This window comes from Pseudomonas sp. MPC6 (assembly GCF_006094435.1).
In the GTDB taxonomy this organism is placed as follows: Bacteria; Pseudomonadota; Gammaproteobacteria; order Pseudomonadales; family Pseudomonadaceae; genus Aquipseudomonas.
Genome location: NZ_CP034783.1, coordinates 488989 through 505790, shown reverse-complemented (window position 1 = coordinate 505790; position 16802 = coordinate 488989). Strand labels below are relative to the sequence as shown.

The following is a 16802-nucleotide window of genomic DNA, read 5'->3' as shown; positions in this document are numbered from 1 at the left end:
AGCGTCGACCGGCTGCTCCTACAGAATGTCGTGAGCCTGCCGATACACCTCCCATAAAACCAATGTTTGGTTCTGGGGAGTTGCAGCATGTACCAATGGCTAGCCGAGAAACTGGGGAACATCAGCGTCAATCGCAAACTGGGTGTCGGCTTCGGTCTGGTGCTCCTGCTGACGTTGTTAACCACCTTCACCGGCTGGTCCGGCCTGAACGAGGTGACAAGCCGTGGCGACAAACTCGGTTTCATTTCCAGCCTCAATGAGCTGACCAAAGACCTGCGCATTGCCCGCCTGGACTACGACATGCATCGCGGCGAACAGGGCCCGGGCGTGGTCAATGACCTGCTGGGCCAGCTCGATACCGGCTTGAAAACCGCCCGTACGCTGATCGAACAACCCGCCGACGCCGCGATGGTCGACCAGCAACTGGCTGCCGTCGCCGAGTACAAGCGCGCCTTTGCCGACATGACCCAGGCCACCGTCACTCGCGAAGATGCCCGCAGCAAGCTGGGAGCGACCGCCGACAACGCCGTGGCCCAGATCGCCGCCGTGGAGCAATCCTTGCTGCACGGCGAAAGCGTCGCCGACTACAACAACGTGATCGAGCTGAGCAAACTGCTCCAGCAAGCGCGTTATCAGGTTCGCGGTTATACCTACAGCGGCAAGGCCGAAGCCGAACAACCGGCGCTGGACGCTATCGACATGGCCCTGCAAAGCCTGGCAAACCTGCCGTCCAAGGTGCCGGAACAGCACCTTGCCAATCTGCAACAAGCCAGCGAATCGCTAAAAGGTTATCGCGCTGCCGTCAGCCAGTTCCGTGACTCGCAGGTGGCGAACGCCACCGCCCTGAAACACATGGCGGCCCAAGGCGACATCCTCATCGACCTGAGCAAAAAGCTGACGGCGTCGCAGACCGTGGTGCGCGACACCGATGCCGCCCACGCGAAAAACATGCTGTTGCTGGCAGCCCTGCTGGCCCTGGCTTTTGGCTTGCTCGCGGCTTGGGCCATCACCCGTCAGATCGTGGTTCCCCTCAACCAGACACTCAAAGTCGCCGAGCGCATCGCCGCGGGTGATCTGACGCACAATCTCGTGTCGCAGCGTCAGGACGAACTCGGCCAGCTGCAACGCGCCATCCAGAGCATGACCCAAGGCTTGCGCGAACTGATCGGTGGCATCAGCGATGGCGTCACGCAAATCGCCAGCGCTGCTGAAGAGCTATCCGCCGTCACCGAGCAGACCAGCGCCGGGGTCAACAGCCAAAAGGTCGAGACCGACCAGGTCGCGACCGCCATGAACGAGATGACCGCCACGGTGCAGGAGGTCGCACGCAACGCTGAAGAAGCCTCCGAGGCCGCGGTCGCTGCCGACCAGCAGGCCCGCGAAGGTGACAAGGTGGTCAGCGAAGCCATCGCCCAGATCGAGCGCCTGGCTATCGAGGTGGGTAACTCCACCGTCGCCATGGGCGATCTCAAGCGCGAAAGCGACAAGATCGGCAGCGTGCTCGACGTGATCAAATCCGTGGCCCAGCAAACCAACCTGCTGGCCCTCAACGCCGCCATCGAAGCCGCTCGTGCCGGTGAGGCCGGACGCGGTTTCGCGGTGGTCGCCGACGAAGTCCGCAGCCTCGCCCAGCGGACCCAGAAGTCCACCGAAGAAATCGAAGAGTTGATCGTTGGCCTGCAAAGCGGCACCCAGCAAGTGGCGACCATCATGGACAACAGCCGCAGCCTGACCGACAGCAGCGTCGAACTGACCCGCCGCGCCGGTGGATCGCTGGCCAACATCACCCGCACCGTGTCGGCGATCCAGTCGATGAACCAGCAGATCGCCGCTGCCGCCGAGCAACAAAGCGCCGTGGCCGAAGAGATCAACCGCAGCGTGCTGAACGTGCGCGATGTGTCCGAGCAGACTTCGGCTGCGAGTGAGGAAACCGCGGCCTCCAGTGTTGAGCTGGCGCGGTTGGGGACGCATTTGCAGATGCTGGTGGGGCGGTTCAGGGTTTGAGGTGATGCGAGGGTTTCGGTTCAGCCAAAACCGAGGTGATGCCATCGCGGGCAAGCCCGCTCCCACAGGGATTTATGTCGTAAACAGATCCTGTGGGAGCGGGCTTGCCCGCGATGGCGGCCGGGAGGACGCTGAATCTTAGAGAACCTGCCGCAAAAAGGCCTGCGCCCGAGGATCCTTCGGCGCATCGAAAAACTCCGCCGGCGAGGCATCTTCCAGCAGTTTCCCGTGGTCGAAGAACAACACCCGATCCGCCACTTCCCGCGCGAAGCCCATTTCGTGGGTCACGCAGACCATGGTCATGCCTTCCAGCGCCAGGGTTTTCATCACGTCCAGCACTTCACCGACCATCTCTGGATCGAGCGCCGAGGTTGGCTCATCGAACAGCATCACCTTCGGATCCATCGCCAACGCACGAGCAATCGCCACCCGCTGCTGCTGACCGCCGGAAAGACGCGATGGAAATTCGTTGGCCTTTTGCGCAATACCGACCTTCTCCAGCAACGCCAGAGCCTTGGCCTCACGCTCTTTCTTGCCGCGCTTGCGCACGACTTTCTGCGCCAGGCAGAGGTTTTCCAGCACGGTCATGTGCGGGAACAGGTTGAAATGCTGGAACACCATGCCGACTTCGCGGCGGTAGGCGTTGACGTCGGTTTTCGGGTCGGCCAGCTGCAGGCCGTCGATGCTGACCGAGCCCGAGTCGAATTCTTCCAGGCCATTGAGGCAACGCAGGAAGGTCGACTTGCCGGAACCGGACGGGCCGATCACCACCAGCACTTCACCCTTGGCCACTTGGGTGGTGACGTTGTCCACCGCGCGAACCACCTGGCCGCGGGTGTCGAAGACTTTTACCAGATCGCGGACTTCAATCACTTTGCGCGAGCCTCCGCTCAAGCCGGCTGGCGATTTTCGACAGCGGCAGGTTGATCAACAGGTACAACCCAGCCACGCAGAACAGGATTTCGAACGGCGAGAACGAGGTGGTGATGACTTCGCGACCGCTTTTGAGCAGTTCGGTAATCGCGATCACCGACACCAGCGAGGTGTCCTTGACCAGACTGATGAATTGCCCGGCCAGCGGCGGCAATACGCGCTTGAAGGCTTGCGGCAGCACCACATGACGCATCGACTGGCCAGCGCTCAGGCCCAGGGAGCGCGCCGCTTCGTTCTGGCCGCGGGCGATCGACTGCACACCGGAACGGATGATCTCCGCCACGTAGGCGCCGGTGAACAACGACAGTGCGGCGATCCCGGCGAATTCCCGGGACAGGTTCATCACGGTGCCGATGAAGAAGTAGAAAATGAAGATCTGCACCAGCAGCGGCGTGCCGCGTACCAGTTCGACGTAAATCGTCGAGAGGTCGCGCAGGGTCGGGTTGTTCGACAGCCGGCACAGGCCGGTGGCGAGGCCGATCAGGAGACCGAGCACGCCGGACACCACGGACAACCACAAGGTGGTCCAAAGACCCCACATCAGTGGTCCTGCGGCCCAATGGCGGGTGACACCAATCACATCGCCTTCAGCCACATCGTCGCCCTGGGCGACTTGCAGGCTGTTGTCGTCGACGACCAGGCGTTGCTCGTCGCCAGCATCGTTGCGCAGGGTTACTTCAGCCTTGTCACCCTTGCGCACCAACTCGCTGACGGTGGAGATGTCGGCGGCGCGTTGGGATTCTTCGGCGTGGTAGGCGAAGTATTGCGGTATACGGTTCCAGCGCCATTCGTAGGACATCAGCGAGGTGGCGTAGTACAGGGCGCCGGCCAGGCCGATGAGCACCAGCACGGTTAGAACGTGCCAGGGCCATTGGGCTTTTTTATGTTTCATTTATCAGCAATTCCGAATTCTGTGTCGCCAGGGAGGCCGTCTTCGCGAGCAAGCCCGCTCCCACATTTGATCGCATGCTCAGCTGGCGACTCGGTCTAATGTGGGAGCGGGCTTGCTCGCGAATGGGGCGACGCGGTCTATCTGACCGGGCCTTATTCCATGTCCTTGAGCCAAGCGGTGTCTTTGAACCACTTGTCATGAATACGATCGTAGGTGCCGTCTTCGTGGATCTGGTGCAGGAAATTGTTGATGAAGTTGATGCTGTCGTAGTCACCCTTCTTCAGACCGAACGCCAGCGGCTCGTAGGTGAACGGCTTGTCGAGGAACACCAGCTTGCCGTTGCCGACCTTGTTGACCGCGACCACGTTGTAGGGCGCGTCGTAGATAAAGGCGTCGGCCTTGCCGTTGACCACGTCGAGCACCGCTTCCTGCTCGTTGTCGTAGCCGTGGTATTGGGCTTTGGAGATCAGCTTGCGGGCGACCATCTCGCCGGTGGTGCCGAGCTTGGAGGTGATCCGGTAGTCGGCGGTATTCAGGTCTTTGTACGACTTGATCGTGCCTTCCAGCTCCTTGCGGATCAGCAGGGTCTGGCCGACCACGATGAAGGGTTCGCTGAAGTTCAGGCGCAGGTTGCGTTCCTGGGTCAGGGTCATGCCGCTGCCGATCATGTCGAACTTGTCGGTGAGCAACGCCGGGATGATGCCGTCGTAGCCGGTGGACACCAGTTCCAGCTTGACGCCCATGGCTTTGGTCATGGCTTTGAGAATGTCGACTTCAAAGCCGATGATCTCGCCGCGTTTGTTGGTCATTTCGAACGGCATGTAGGTCGGGTCCATGCCGACTTTCAACGTGCCACGCTTGACCGCGTCGTCGATGGCACCGGCCTGCGCCGCGCTGACGGCAACCAGTGCCGTGACGCCGACCAGCAGCATCGAGAGATACTTCTTCATCATCAAGTCCCCAAAACCATTGCGTTGTGAAGCGCGCAAACGGCGGGTTTCCCTTGGGAAACCGGCAGATACGAACAGAAAGTTGTCCGGGCGCACCAATTCGGGGACGGATGCTAACGCACTCGGACGTTTGCACAAGGGTTTACACAGGATTTGTTGGTTCGAGCGGGGCCGGAAAGCAAAAGATCGCAACCTTCGGCAGCTCCTACATTGTCCGCGTGTAAACCGGATCCTGTAGGAGCTGTCGAAGGCTGCGATCTATTAAAGGCTCCCCCGCTTCCTTATCAGAAGCGGGGGCTTTGATCACGCCAACTGAGGCTGCACGCTCAGCGGTTTGAGCGGCAACAACGGTGCATGGGGATCGGCCTTCACCGATTTGCGCCACGCCTGCAGCCACTCGGGGTGACTTTCGTCCCAGATCTGCTCGTGCAAGCGACCCAAGGCCACTGGATCACTCAGCAACTCCACTCGCTCTTTGTTGGTCAGCCCGTCTGGCCCGACTTTCATTGCGTGACGGACCCGCTCGATGCGCAGCCATTCGATCGGCTCGGCCTGAAGATGGCGCGAAGTCGCCAGCGAGCACGCCAAGGCGTTCTGCTGTGGATCGACCACTGCCCGGACAAAGCCGTCGTTCAGCGCATGCCAGCGGTTTTCGTGGGTGTACTGGTCGGTGGCCAGCAATTCCTGTGGCGGATTGTATTCCTCAGGGATCAGGAACAGGCTTTCGTCACGGGACTTGAGGCCCAGGCCGACACGACTGGAGATCACCGACACCGGGATCGACAGCATCAACGAACCGACGATCGGCACCAGCCACCAGAGGAAGCTCGGGTTCAGCCAGATCACCAACAGCGCCCAGAAAAAGCCCAGCAAGGTTTGCGGACCGTGGCGTTTGACCGCTTCGCTCCAGGGTGTGGAGTCATCGTCACGTTGCGGCGAGTTCCAGGTCGCGGCCCAACCGAGGAACGCGGCGAGCACGAAACGGGTATGGAAAATCATCCGCACCGGTGCCAGCAGCATGGAGAACAACATCTCCAGCAGCATCGACAACGTCACCTTGAACTTGCCACCGAACTCTTTCGCGCCCTTGGCCCAGATCAGGATGATGCTCAACAACTTCGGCAGGAACAGCAGCACGACGGTGGTCGAGAACAGCGCGATCGCCTTGTCCGGGTGCCATTGTGGCCACAGCGGATAAAGCTGGCGTGGTTCGAGGAAGTACTGCGGCTCCATCAGCGTGTTGACCGCCAGCAGCGCCGTCGACAATACCAGGAAGAAGAACCACAACGGCGCCGACAGGTACGACATCACGCCGGTCAAGAACACTGCCCGGTGAACCGGGTGCATGCCCTTGACCAGGAACAGGCGGAAGTTCATCAGGTTGCCGTGGCACCAGCGACGGTCACGCTTGAGTTCGTCCAGCAGGTTCGGCGGCAGCTCTTCGTAGCTGCCCGGCAAATCATAAGCGATCCACACACCCCAGCCGGCACGGCGCATCAGCGCGGCTTCGACGAAGTCGTGGGACAGAATCGCACCGGCGAACGCGCCTTTACCGGGCAACGGCGCCAGGGCGCAGTGCTCGATGAACGGCTTCATGCGGATGATCGCGTTGTGGCCCCAGTAATGGGATTCGCCCAACTGCCAGAAGTGCAGGCCGGCGGTAAACAATGGACCGTATACACGGGTCGCGAACTGCTGCATGCGCGCATACAGCGTATCCATACCCGACGCGCGCGGCGCGGTCTGGATGATCCCGGCGTCCGGCGTGGCTTCCATCAAGCGCACCAGGCTGGTCAGGCATTCGCCGCTCATCACCGAGTCAGCGTCGAGCACGACCATATATTTGTAGTCACCCCCCCAACGACGGCAGAAGTCGTCGAGGTTGCCGCTTTTACGTTTCACGCGGCGGCGACGGCGGCGATAGAAGATCTTGCCGAAGCCCTTGGCTTCGCGGCAGACGTCCAGCCAGGCTTGTTGCTCGGCCACGCAAATGTCGGCTTCGTTACTGTCGCTGAGCACGAAGAAGTCGAAGCGATCAAGGTTACCCGTGGCAGCGACCGACTCGAAGGTCGCTCGCAAACCGGCAAACACCCGCGGCACGTCTTCGTTGCAGATCGGCATGACCAGTGCGGTGCGCGCGTCCTTGGGAATCGGCTCGTTACCGGCGCTTTTACCGGAAATCCGGTATTTGTCATGGCCGGTGAGCAACTCGAGGAAGCCCATCAATGCGGTCCAGAAACCGGCCGATACCCAGCAGAACAGAATCCCGAACAGGATCAGGATGCTGGTTTGCAGCGCATATGGCAGCACTTGCGTGACGGTTTGCAGGAACGGCTGGTGCAGGACTTCATCCAGGTCGACGAACGACCAGCCCTGGTACGGCATGATGCCTTTCATGTACCAGCCGGCGACGATGGTCTGACCGAGCATCAGTACCAACAGAATGTAACGCCGGATCGAACCGACAGTGCGCCAGCGAGCCGCCGGCAGCACGTTTTCGTCTTTCGGTGGCTTCGGCGGGTTGGTGCGGCCGGTCAGGCGACGCCAGCCACGTACCAGAATATTGGTGCGCCACGGCTCCGGCACGACTTTGGTCCGACGAATCGGCGGGGTCGCCCGCAGGCAGACCCGGCCGCTGGCGTCGAGCGCCAGCATTTCGGCGTCCGCCAGTTCTTCGGCGGTGTTCAGGGTCAGGCGACGCCCGACCGAGGCTTGGGCAGCCTCGGTCGGTGCGTCGAACGTCGAAGACGACAGGCGTTCGTGCAATTCGCTGAAGGACTGGCAGCCCGCGAGTTCCGCGCGCTGCTCGTCGGTCATCGGTAAATGCGCCAGATACTCGGCAAGCGTCTCTGGCTGTACTTGAGAATTACTCATCGGCAGGCAACTGGTAGCTCCAGGTCTCGGTCAGGACTTCTTCAGTCGGCGCCGATTCCGGTGTGACTGGGGCCGCGTCGGCAGCTGCAGGCTGCTTGGCGTCTTTGTTGTCCTTGTCCTTGGAATCCGCGACAGGCTTGGCTTCGGCCTGTTTGGCTTCAGCTTGCTTGGCGTCCTTGGCTTCCTTGTCCAGCTTCTCCTGCTGCTTGGCGGCGACCTTGTCGGCCTTGGCAACGGAAGAGTTGGAGGCCGGCACGGCCTTGGCCAGGTCGGCAGTCACGATGTTCTTGACCAGCGCTGCACGCATTTCCGTGGCCTTGCTCGGGTCCTTGATCTTCATGCGCAGGGTCAGGCGCCAGCCCTTGGTTTCAGGGTTGTAGCGCACGCTGTTCTCGACCAGCTCGGCATTCTCGCCAACGCTGACCTGGCTGCGAACTTCCGTATCTGCAGGCAATGCCAACAGCGACGGGCCTTCGAAGTCCACCAGGTAGGCAACGCTGCCATCGGGCTGACGGATCAGGTTGGACTGTTTCACGTCACCGGTGGAACGCAGGGTCTGTTGTACCCAAGCGCTGTCCGGCGCATGAAGGGCGGCTTCGTCGATGGTCCAGTGCATGCGGTAGGCAACGTCGAGCGGCTGGCCAGGCTCAGGCAGCTTTTCCGGGCTCCAGAACGCCACGATGTTGTCGTTGGTTTCGTCGGCGGTCGGAATCTCGACCAGGTCTACAGAACCCTTGCCCCAATCGCCTTTCGGTTCGATCCAGGCACTCGGGCGCTTGTCGTAGCGGTCATCGAGGTCTTCGTAATGGCTGAAGTCGCGGCCACGTTGCAGCAGACCGAAACCGCGCGGGTTTTCGATGGAGAAGTTGCTGACAGCCAGGTGTTTCGGGTTGTTCAGTGGGCGCCAGATCCACTCGCCGTTGCCGGCATGGATCGACAGGCCGCTGGAGTCATGCAGCTCGCGACGGTAGTTCAGCACCTTCGACGGCTGGTTGGCACCGAACAGGAACATGCTGGTCAACGGCGCGACGCCAAGCTTGGTGACTTTGTCACGCAGGAACATTCTAGCCTTGACGTCGACCACGGTATCGCTGCCCGGACGCAGGGTCAGGCGATACGCACCGGTGGCGCGCGGCGAATCCAGCAGGGCGAAGATCACCAGGTGCTTGTCACCCGGTCTTGGCTGCTGAATCCAGAACTCGGTGAAACGCGGGAACTCTTCGCCGGACGGCAACGCGGTATCGATGGCCATGCCGCGGGCGGACAAGCCATAGGTATGCCCCTTGCCGACCACGCGGAAGTAGCTCGCGCCGAGCATCGTCATGATCTCGTCTTGCTTGTCGGCCTTGTTGATCGGGTACAGCACACGGAAACCGGCATAACCCAGTTGTTCGGTGGCTTTAGGGTCGAACTTGACGTCGCCAAAATCAAACCGTTCAGGGTCGTATTTGATCTCTTCGACGGTGTTAGCCGTGATTTCGTTGATTTTCACCGGAGTATCGAAGTGCATGCCCTGGTGATAGAACGACAGCTTGAACGGGGTTTTCTGATCGGCCCACTCGGCTTTCTCGGTGCGGAAACGAATTTTCTGATAGTCCGCGAATTTCATCTCGCGGAATTCGTTCGGCAGGTTACTGCGCGGGGCTTCGTATTTCTGCCCGGCCAGCTCTTTTGCCTTGACCGATACATCATCCAGATTGAATGCCCAAAGCTGGCCGGCGCTGAGCAGGCAGAGCAGTGCAGAGCCCGCTACCAGAGCGCTTCGTAACCGTTTGGCAGACAATTTTGGTGCATTACAGGGACTAACAATCACGAGCAACCCTCGCCGAAAACAGATCAAAAAACCAACGGCCAGTTAAAGCGCCAGCACGGTGTGCGGTGTAAAAAACCGACCCTGCGAAACACTCTTGCCAAGTTGGCGAGCATTGTTCCGACTCCTCTGGGGCTAAATGATTCCCCAACAGGTCCCGGACAAGTCTCTACCTAAGTCAAAATGGGCCAACGAACGCTGATCCCCGTAACGCGCGATTATCTAGTATGCCGCGTTACAACACATCAGGGGCAACCCAGTATTTCTCGCGAAAAAACCCTGTTTTCAGTCGAAAAGCGCTCAAAAACATGTTTCAAGCGCTTTCAGGTCTGTAACAGAAAGGTCACCGGGCCATCGTTGACCAGGTGCACCTGCATATCCGCGCCGAATCTACCTGATGCCACAGTGCCATGCACCTGTTTCGCCTTGTCTAAAAGATAGCCGAAGAGTTCCTCTCCCAGGGCCGGGGGCGCCGCAGTCGAAAAACCCGGACGCAGCCCGCTTCGGGTGTCGGCGGCCAGGGTGAACTGAGAGACCAGCAGCAGCCCGCCGTCGACATCTGCCAGGGACAGATTCATCTTGCCCTCGGCATCGCTGAATACTCGATAGTTAAGCAGCTTATGCAGAAGTTTGTCGGCACTGGCCCGAGTATCCTCTGGTTCGACCGCCACCAGCACCAGCAAACCCTGGTCCACTGCGCCAACCACCTCCCCCGCTACCTCGACTCGCGCGCCTCGCACGCGTTGCAGCAGAGCCTTCATGCTTCTTCAGGCGCCAGATCGAGCAGACGCCGGGCCATCAGATCGGCGGCACGCACCAGCGCATCGGTAATGCCGGGCTCGGAAGCGGCATGGCCTGCGTCACGGATCACCTGCAATTCACTGTTCGGCCAGTTCTGATGCAGTTCCCAGGCATTATCCAGCGGGCAGATCACGTCGTAGCGACCGTGGACGATGACCCCGGGCAGATGGGCGATCTTGCCCATGTCGCGGATCAGCTGGTTCGGCTCGAGGAACGCGTTGTTGGTGAAGTAGTGACATTCGATGCGGGCGATGGACAACGCGCGCTGTGGCTCGGAAAAACGGTCGACCACCAGCGGGTTCGGACGCAGGGTCGCCGTCCGGCCTTCCCACATGGACCAGGCCTTGGCCGCGTGCATCTGGGCGATCTGGTCGGTGCCCACCAGGCGCTTGTGGAATGCCGAGAGCAAATCGTCGCGCTCATCCTGCGGGATCGGCGCGATGTAGTCTTGCCAGTAGTCGGGAAACAGTCGGCTCGCACCCGCCTGGTAGAACCACTCGATTTCCTGCGGACGGCAGAGAAAAACCCCGCGCAGAATCAGGCCGTGGACACGCTCCGGGTGGGTTTGCGCGTAGGCAAGGGCCAGGGTCGAACCCCACGAACCACCGAACAACACCCATTTGTCGATGCCCAGGTGTTTGCGGATGCGCTCGAGGTCGGCGACCAGATCCCAGGTGGTGTTGTTTTCCAGGTTGGCGTGGGGGGTGGAGCGACCGCAACCGCGCTGGTCGAACGTCACAATGCGATACAGGTTCGGATCGAAATACCGGCGGCTCTGGGCATCACACCCTGCGCCTGGGCCGCCGTGGATGAACACTACCGGCAAACCTTCCGGTGAACCGCTTTCGTCGACATAGAGCGTGTGAGTTGCATCGACAGCCAGATCATGACGGGCGTGGGGTTTGATCTGCGGGTACAAAGTCTGCATTGCGCGCTCCGTAAGGGGTCGAGGTCATCCCTGGGGGGACATCTATTATTCTGCCGTCCGGCATCATAAACCCGAATTACGTCAGAGCACGATCCCCTGTAGGAGCGAGCTTGCTCGCGAAAAACTTGAGGGCGCCGCAGAGTGTCAGACTTGGCGCGTTTTCGTTAACGACCATCGCGAGCAAGCTCGCTCCTACAGGGGCTGGTGGTCGCGTCGAACCGTATTATCCGTAGTGCTTTTCACCCCAGGCCAACAACCCTTGCAACAATTCCTTGAGCACAACCTGCGTCGGCCCTGCCAAGTCCGGGCGATAGCGGAACGGTTCGAACTCTTCCATGTACGTGCACTGGCCCAGCTCCAGTTGCACCGCATGAATGTTCTCGGCTGGATTCCCGTAATGCCGGGTGATGTGGCCGCCCTTGAAGCGACCGTTCAGGACATGGCTGTAATCGGCATGACGCGCGCAGATCGCTTCGAGCTGAGTGGCCAACTGCGGATCGCAACTGGCGCCATTGAAGGTGCCAAGGTTGAAGTCCGGCAGCTTGCCGTCGAACAGGTGCGGGATGATCGAGCGGATCGAGTGCGCATCGAACAGCAGCGCATAGCCGAATTCGGCCTTCAATCGCGCCAACTCGTTTTGCAAGGTGCTGTGGTACGGCGTCCAGATCTCCTCCAGATACGTCGCCCGTTCGGCCGCCGAGGGCTGCATGCCCTCACGGAACAATGGAATGCCGTCGAACAGCGTCGCCGGGTACAGGCCGGTGGTCGCGCCGACATACAGCGGTTTGTCGTCCGACGGTCGGTTCAGGTCGATGACAAACCGCGAGTACTCGGCAGCCAGGGTGCTGGCACCCAATTCTGCAGCAAATTCGTAAAGCCTCGGGATGTGCCAGTCGGTGTCCGGCAGGCTTTTCGCGTCGGCTATCAACCCGGCTTCGACCGCCGGGGTCAGCCGCAGACCGGCGTGGGGCATGCTGATCAGCAGCGGCACGCGGCCTTGTTGGAAGTTAAGAACTTTATCCACGACTGCTCTCCTGAATGCTGGTTTCAACGCCGTGACGCACGACGCGTTTTTCCAGGTCGCCGCCCAGCCAGTACGCCAGGTCGGCGGGCCGATCGATTTGCCAGGCGACAAAGTCCGCGACCTTGCCGGCTTCCAGCGAACCGTGGGTTTGGGCCATGCCCAATGCGGTGGCGGCATGAATCGTCGCGCCCGCCAGGGCTTCTTCCGGGGTCATGCGGAAACAGGTGCACGCCATGTTCAGCATCAAGCGCAACGACAACGCCGGTGAAGTGCCGGGGTTGAGGTCGCTGGCGATGGCGATTTTCACCCCGTGTTTGCGCAGGGCGTCCATCGGCGGCAATTGGGTTTCCCGCAGGAAGTAGAACGCCCCTGGCAGCAACACCGCAACGGTGCCGGACTCGGCCATGGCGATGGCGTCGTCTTCGGTCATGAATTCCAGGTGATCGGCCGACAGTGCATGGTAACGCGCTGCCAGACTCGAACCGTGCAGGGACGACAGTTGCTCGGCATGCAGCTTCACCGGCAGGCCCAGCGCTTGCGCAGCGATGAACACGCGTTCGACCTGCGCCGGCGAGAACGCCAGGTATTCGCAGAACGCATCCACCGCATCCACCAGGCCTTCGGCGGCCAGGGCCGGGAGCATTTCAGCGCAGATGTGATCGATGTAGTCGTCGGCGCGATCGGCGTACTCCGGTGGCAAGGCGTGGGCGGCCAGGCAGGTGCTGCGCACGCTGACCGGCAGTTCGGCGCCGAGGCGGCGGATCACCCGCAGAATCTTGCGCTCGCTGGCCAGGTCCAGACCGTAGCCGGACTTCATCTCGACCGTGGTCACGCCGTCGTGGATCAGGCTTTTCAGACGCTTGGCGGCACTGGTGAACAGTTCGTCCTCGGTCGCCGCGCGAGTGGCTCGCACGGTGCTGGCGATGCCGCCGCCGGCCGCCGCGATTTCCGAGTAGCTGACGCCTTGCAGCCGCTGTTCGAATTCACCGCTGCGGTTACCGCCGAACACCGTATGGGTGTGGCAGTCGATCAGGCCCGGCGTTACCCAGGCCCCGTTCAAATCGTTGACGGCCGGGTATTCACCGGGCGGCAGTTCAGCGCGTGGGCCGATCCACTCAATGTGCGCACCGGACGTCACGATGGCCGCATCCTCGATGATCGAGTAGACGCCTTGCGCCATGGTTGCGACGTGGCAGTGTTGCCAGAGAGTTTTCATCCCGAGTTCCTCGTCTTGTTCAAAATCGATTCGCCGGCAAGCCAGCTCCTACAGGGTGGTGTTGGATACATAACATGCGCACGACACGATACCTGTAGGAGCTGGCTTACCAGCGAAGAGGCCATCACAGGCTAGGCAAAAACTTCGCCGTGACCAGCTCATTCAAGCAACGCGTCGCCAACAATTGGGTCGCCGCATTGATGTCCGGCGCAAAGAACCGGTCTTTCTCATAAAACGGCACTTCTTTACGCAGAATCGCCCGAGCCTGCTCCAGCTTCGGCGAAGTCTTCAGACCTTCACGCAAATCCAGCCCCTGGCACGCCGCCAACCATTCCACGGCCAGCACCCCGCGAGTATTTTCCGCCATTTCCCACAGACGCTTGCCGGCCGCCGGCGCCATGGACACGTGGTCTTCCTGGTTCGCCGACGTCGGCAGGCTGTCCACCGAATGCGGGTGGGACAACGCCTTGTTCTCGCTGGCCAGTGCCGCCGCCGTCACCTGGGCGATCATGAAGCCGGAGTTGACCCCGCCGTTGGCCACCAGGAACGGCGGCAGTTGCGACATGTGCTTGTCCATCATCAGCGAGATACGGCGCTCGCTCAGGGAGCCGATTTCAGCGATGGCCAGGGCCATGTTGTCGGCGGCCATGGCCACCGGTTCGGCGTGGAAGTTACCGCCGGAGATCACGTCGCCTTCAGCGGCGAACACCAGCGGGTTGTCGGAGACCGCGTTCGCCTCGACGGCAAGCACTTCGGCGGCCTGACGGAACTGGGTCAGGCAGGCACCCATGACTTGCGGCTGGCAGCGCAGGGAGTACGGGTCCTGGACCTTGTCGCAGTTCTGGTGCGAGTTGGAGACTTCGCTGCGCTCACCCAACAGATCGCGGTAAGCGGCAGCGGCGTCGATCTGGCCTTTCTGGCCGCGAGCGGCGTGGATGCGCGCATCGAACGGCGAGCGCGAGCCCAGCACGGCTTCAACAGTCATGCCACCAATGGCCAGGGCGCCAGCAAACAGGTCTTCGCCTTCGAACAAACCGCGCAATGCATAAGCGGTCGAAACCTGAGTGCCGTTGAGCAGCGCCAGGCCTTCTTTCGCCGCCAGGGTCAGCGGGGTCAAGCCGGCCACTTTCAGCGCTTCGGTCGCTTCCATCCATTCGCCTTTGTAGCGCGCCTTGCCCTCGCCCAGCAGCACCAGCGACATATGGGCCAACGGCGCCAGGTCACCGGAGGCACCGACCGAACCTTTCAACGGAATGTGCGGATACACCTCGGCGTTGATCAGCGCGATCAACGCGTCGATCACCACGCGGCGAATGCCGGAGAAACCACGGCTCAGGCTGTTGACCTTGAGCACCATGACCAGGCGCACCAGGGCATCGCTGATCGGCTCGCCGACACCGGCGGCGTGGGACAGCACCAGCGAGCGCTGGAGGTTTTCCAGGTCTTCGCTGGCGATGCGGGTCGAGGCCAGCAGGCCGAAACCGGTGTTGATGCCGTATGCAGTGCGGTTCTCGGCGAGGATCTGTTCCACGCAGGCGACACTGGCCTCGATCTGCGCCGAGGCGCTGTTGTCGAGGGTCAGTTTCACCGGCTGCTGATAGACATCACGCAGTTGGGCAAGGCTCAGTTGGCCGGGAATCAAATTAAGCGCAGTCATTTTTTGCTCCTTTTGAGAGTGTTATTAACTACCAGACGCTCCGGAGATATCCGTTGTCCGTCGCTTCCCGCCTTTCTGAGGGGGCTGGCGCCTTGGCACGCTGGTTTTGTATGGAAATCAGTGCAAATTCGGCAAGGCTTTTTGCAGCAAGACCGGGTCTTTCAAAACGCCCGCGGCGGCGGCGATGTCCGGCGCCAGCCAGCGGTCCTGATCGTAGGCTGGAACCCGTTCGCGCAGCAGACGCCATGCGGCATCGGTGCCGGCGCCGAAGCGTTGTTCCTTGAGGAATTCAAACGCCTGGGCCGCCAGAAGATATTCGATGGCGAGGATCTGCGTGCAGTTTTCCAGCGCGCGATGCAGCTTCAGCGCCGCGTTGGTGCCCAGGCTCAGGTGGTCTTCCTGCAGACCCGAGGTGACGTAGTTGTCGAGCACCGCCGGTTGCGCCAACTGGCGGTTTTCCGCGCACAGGGAAGCGGCGACATACTGGACGATCATCATCCCGGAGTTCACCCCCGGGTTGGCCACCAGAAAGGCCGGAAGACCGCTGACATGCGGGTTGATCAAACGGTCCAGACGCCGCTCGGCGATGGAGCCGATTTCTGCCATGGCGATGGCCAGCAGGTCGGCCGCCATTGCCACGGACTGACCGTGCGGGTTGGCCTGGGACACGATACGGAAATTGTCCGGCGTGCCCAGCAGCATCGGGTTGTCCGTGACCGAGTTGAGTTCGATTTCAATCTGTTGAATCGCGTGCGCCAGTTGATCCCGTGCGGCGCCGTGGACTTGCGGGATCGACCGGATGCTCAACGCGTCCTGGGTGCGAATGCCTTTGCTGCTGGCGATCACTTCACTGCCATCGAGCAAGGCGCGCAGGTTGACCCCGACCCGTTGCATGCCCGGATGCGGTTTAAGCGCGATGATTTCGGCATCGAACGCCGCGATCTGGCCGCGCTGGGCTTCGAAGCTCATCGCGCCGATCACGTCAGCCCACTGCACCAGGCGCGTGGCGTCGGCAATCGCCAGGCAGCTGAGGCCGGTCATGCATGGCGTGCCGTTGACCAGGCACAAACCGTCCTTGGCGCCGAGCTGAACCGGTTGCAGACCTTCTTCTGCCAGTGCCTGCTGCGCGCCAATGATCTGCCCGCGATAGCTGACATTGCCGACTCCCAGCAGCGCGATGCCGATGTGAGCCATGTGGGTCAGGTAACCGACCGAACCCTGGGATGGCACTTGCGGGGTTATGCCGCGGTTGAGCAGCGCCAGCAGGGCTTCGACGACCTGGCGATGAATGCCGGATTTGCCATAGGAGTACACATGGATCGCGGCGCACATGATCGCGCGGGTCTGTTCGTCGGCCAGCGGAGCGCCAACGCCGCAGGCGTGACTGAGCAAGGTGTTGCGCGACAGTTGGCTGAGTTGCTCGTCTTTGAGCGAGACGTTGCACAACGCCCCCAGACCGGTGTTGACGCCATAGGCGCGTTCGCCGCTGGCGACGATGCGCTGGACGATGGCCTGGGCATTCTCGATCCGCGCCCAGGTCTGGGTCGACAGCTCCAGTTGTGCGCCATGGCGAGCGACTGCGACCACATCCTGCCAGCGCAACGGGGCGTCGGCGATAACGATTTTTTCAACCTGGGACATCTTCAACCTCGTGCGTACAACCTGAATATTGATGCAGCTTCACTGACGCCTTCGCGAGCAAGCCCGCTCCCA

The 16802-nt window shown here is 61.3% G+C and carries 12 protein-coding genes and 1 pseudogene; 1 reads left to right on the top strand and 12 read right to left on the bottom strand.

Features of this window, described 5'->3' with window-relative positions; genetic code table 11:
* The first annotated feature begins 87 nt into the window (after positions 1-87).
* Positions 88-2004, top strand: a complete 1917-nt coding sequence (locus ELQ88_RS04315; RefSeq protein ID WP_138963827.1) for a methyl-accepting chemotaxis protein — start codon at positions 88-90, stop codon at positions 2002-2004.
* A gap of 138 nt (positions 2005-2142) precedes the next feature.
* Here ELQ88_RS04315 and ELQ88_RS04310 read toward each other — a convergent pair whose 3' ends face one another.
* The 12 genes and pseudogenes from ELQ88_RS04310 to hutH (ELQ88_RS04260) all read right to left on the bottom strand — a co-directional run bounded on the left by ELQ88_RS04310 (position 2143) and on the right by hutH (ELQ88_RS04260) (position 16730).
* Positions 2143-2877, bottom strand: a complete 735-nt coding sequence (locus ELQ88_RS04310; RefSeq protein WP_138963825.1) for an amino acid ABC transporter ATP-binding protein — start codon at positions 2875-2877, stop codon at positions 2143-2145.
* Entirely contained in the window at positions 2870-3829 is a 960-nt protein-coding gene (locus tag ELQ88_RS04305) for an amino acid ABC transporter permease (protein ID WP_138963823.1), read from the bottom strand. The genes ELQ88_RS04310 and ELQ88_RS04305 overlap by 8 nt, the downstream gene beginning before the upstream one ends.
* Positions 3830-3981: 152 nt before the next feature.
* On the bottom strand, positions 3982-4779 hold the full coding sequence (locus ELQ88_RS04300) for a transporter substrate-binding domain-containing protein (RefSeq protein ID WP_138963821.1): 798 nt from the start codon (positions 4777-4779) through the stop codon (positions 3982-3984).
* A gap of 303 nt (positions 4780-5082) precedes the next feature.
* A complete protein-coding gene (mdoH, locus tag ELQ88_RS04295; RefSeq protein WP_138963819.1) occupies positions 5083-7653 on the bottom strand; it encodes a glucans biosynthesis glucosyltransferase MdoH in 2571 nt (856 codons plus the stop codon).
* Positions 7646-9466: a glucan biosynthesis protein gene (locus tag ELQ88_RS04290; protein WP_138963817.1), complete on the bottom strand. Its 1821-nt coding sequence runs from the start codon at positions 9464-9466 to the stop codon at positions 7646-7648. The genes mdoH and ELQ88_RS04290 overlap by 8 nt, the downstream gene beginning before the upstream one ends.
* 320 nt (positions 9467-9786) lie before the next feature.
* Entirely contained in the window at positions 9787-10224 is a 438-nt protein-coding gene (gene dtd, locus ELQ88_RS04285) for a D-aminoacyl-tRNA deacylase (RefSeq protein WP_064675477.1), read from the bottom strand.
* The gene (gene pip / locus ELQ88_RS04280) at positions 10221-11192 is read right to left on the bottom strand and encodes a prolyl aminopeptidase (protein WP_128872222.1); all 972 of its coding nucleotides are present in this window, start codon (positions 11190-11192) and stop codon (positions 10221-10223) included. The genes dtd and pip overlap by 4 nt, the downstream gene beginning before the upstream one ends.
* A 97-nt stretch (positions 11193-11289) precedes the next feature.
* A pseudogene (locus tag ELQ88_RS34515) lies at positions 11290-11367 on the bottom strand (outer membrane lipoprotein carrier protein LolA); the annotation flags it as partial.
* 48 nt (positions 11368-11415) lie between these two features.
* Positions 11416-12216, bottom strand: coding sequence for an N-formylglutamate deformylase (gene hutG / locus ELQ88_RS04275; RefSeq protein WP_138963815.1), 801 nt, complete (start codon positions 12214-12216; stop codon positions 11416-11418).
* Entirely contained in the window at positions 12209-13432 is a 1224-nt protein-coding gene (gene hutI, locus ELQ88_RS04270; protein WP_138963813.1) for an imidazolonepropionase, read from the bottom strand. The genes hutG and hutI overlap by 8 nt, the downstream gene beginning before the upstream one ends.
* Positions 13433-13556: 124 nt before the next feature.
* Complete coding sequence (gene hutH / locus ELQ88_RS04265; protein ID WP_138963811.1) at positions 13557-15089, bottom strand: histidine ammonia-lyase; 1533 nt, start codon at positions 15087-15089, stop codon at positions 13557-13559.
* Positions 15090-15206: 117 nt separating this feature from the next.
* Positions 15207-16730: a histidine ammonia-lyase gene (gene hutH / locus ELQ88_RS04260; protein ID WP_138963809.1), complete on the bottom strand. Its 1524-nt coding sequence runs from the start codon at positions 16728-16730 to the stop codon at positions 15207-15209.
* Positions 16731-16802 lie beyond the last annotated feature (72 nt).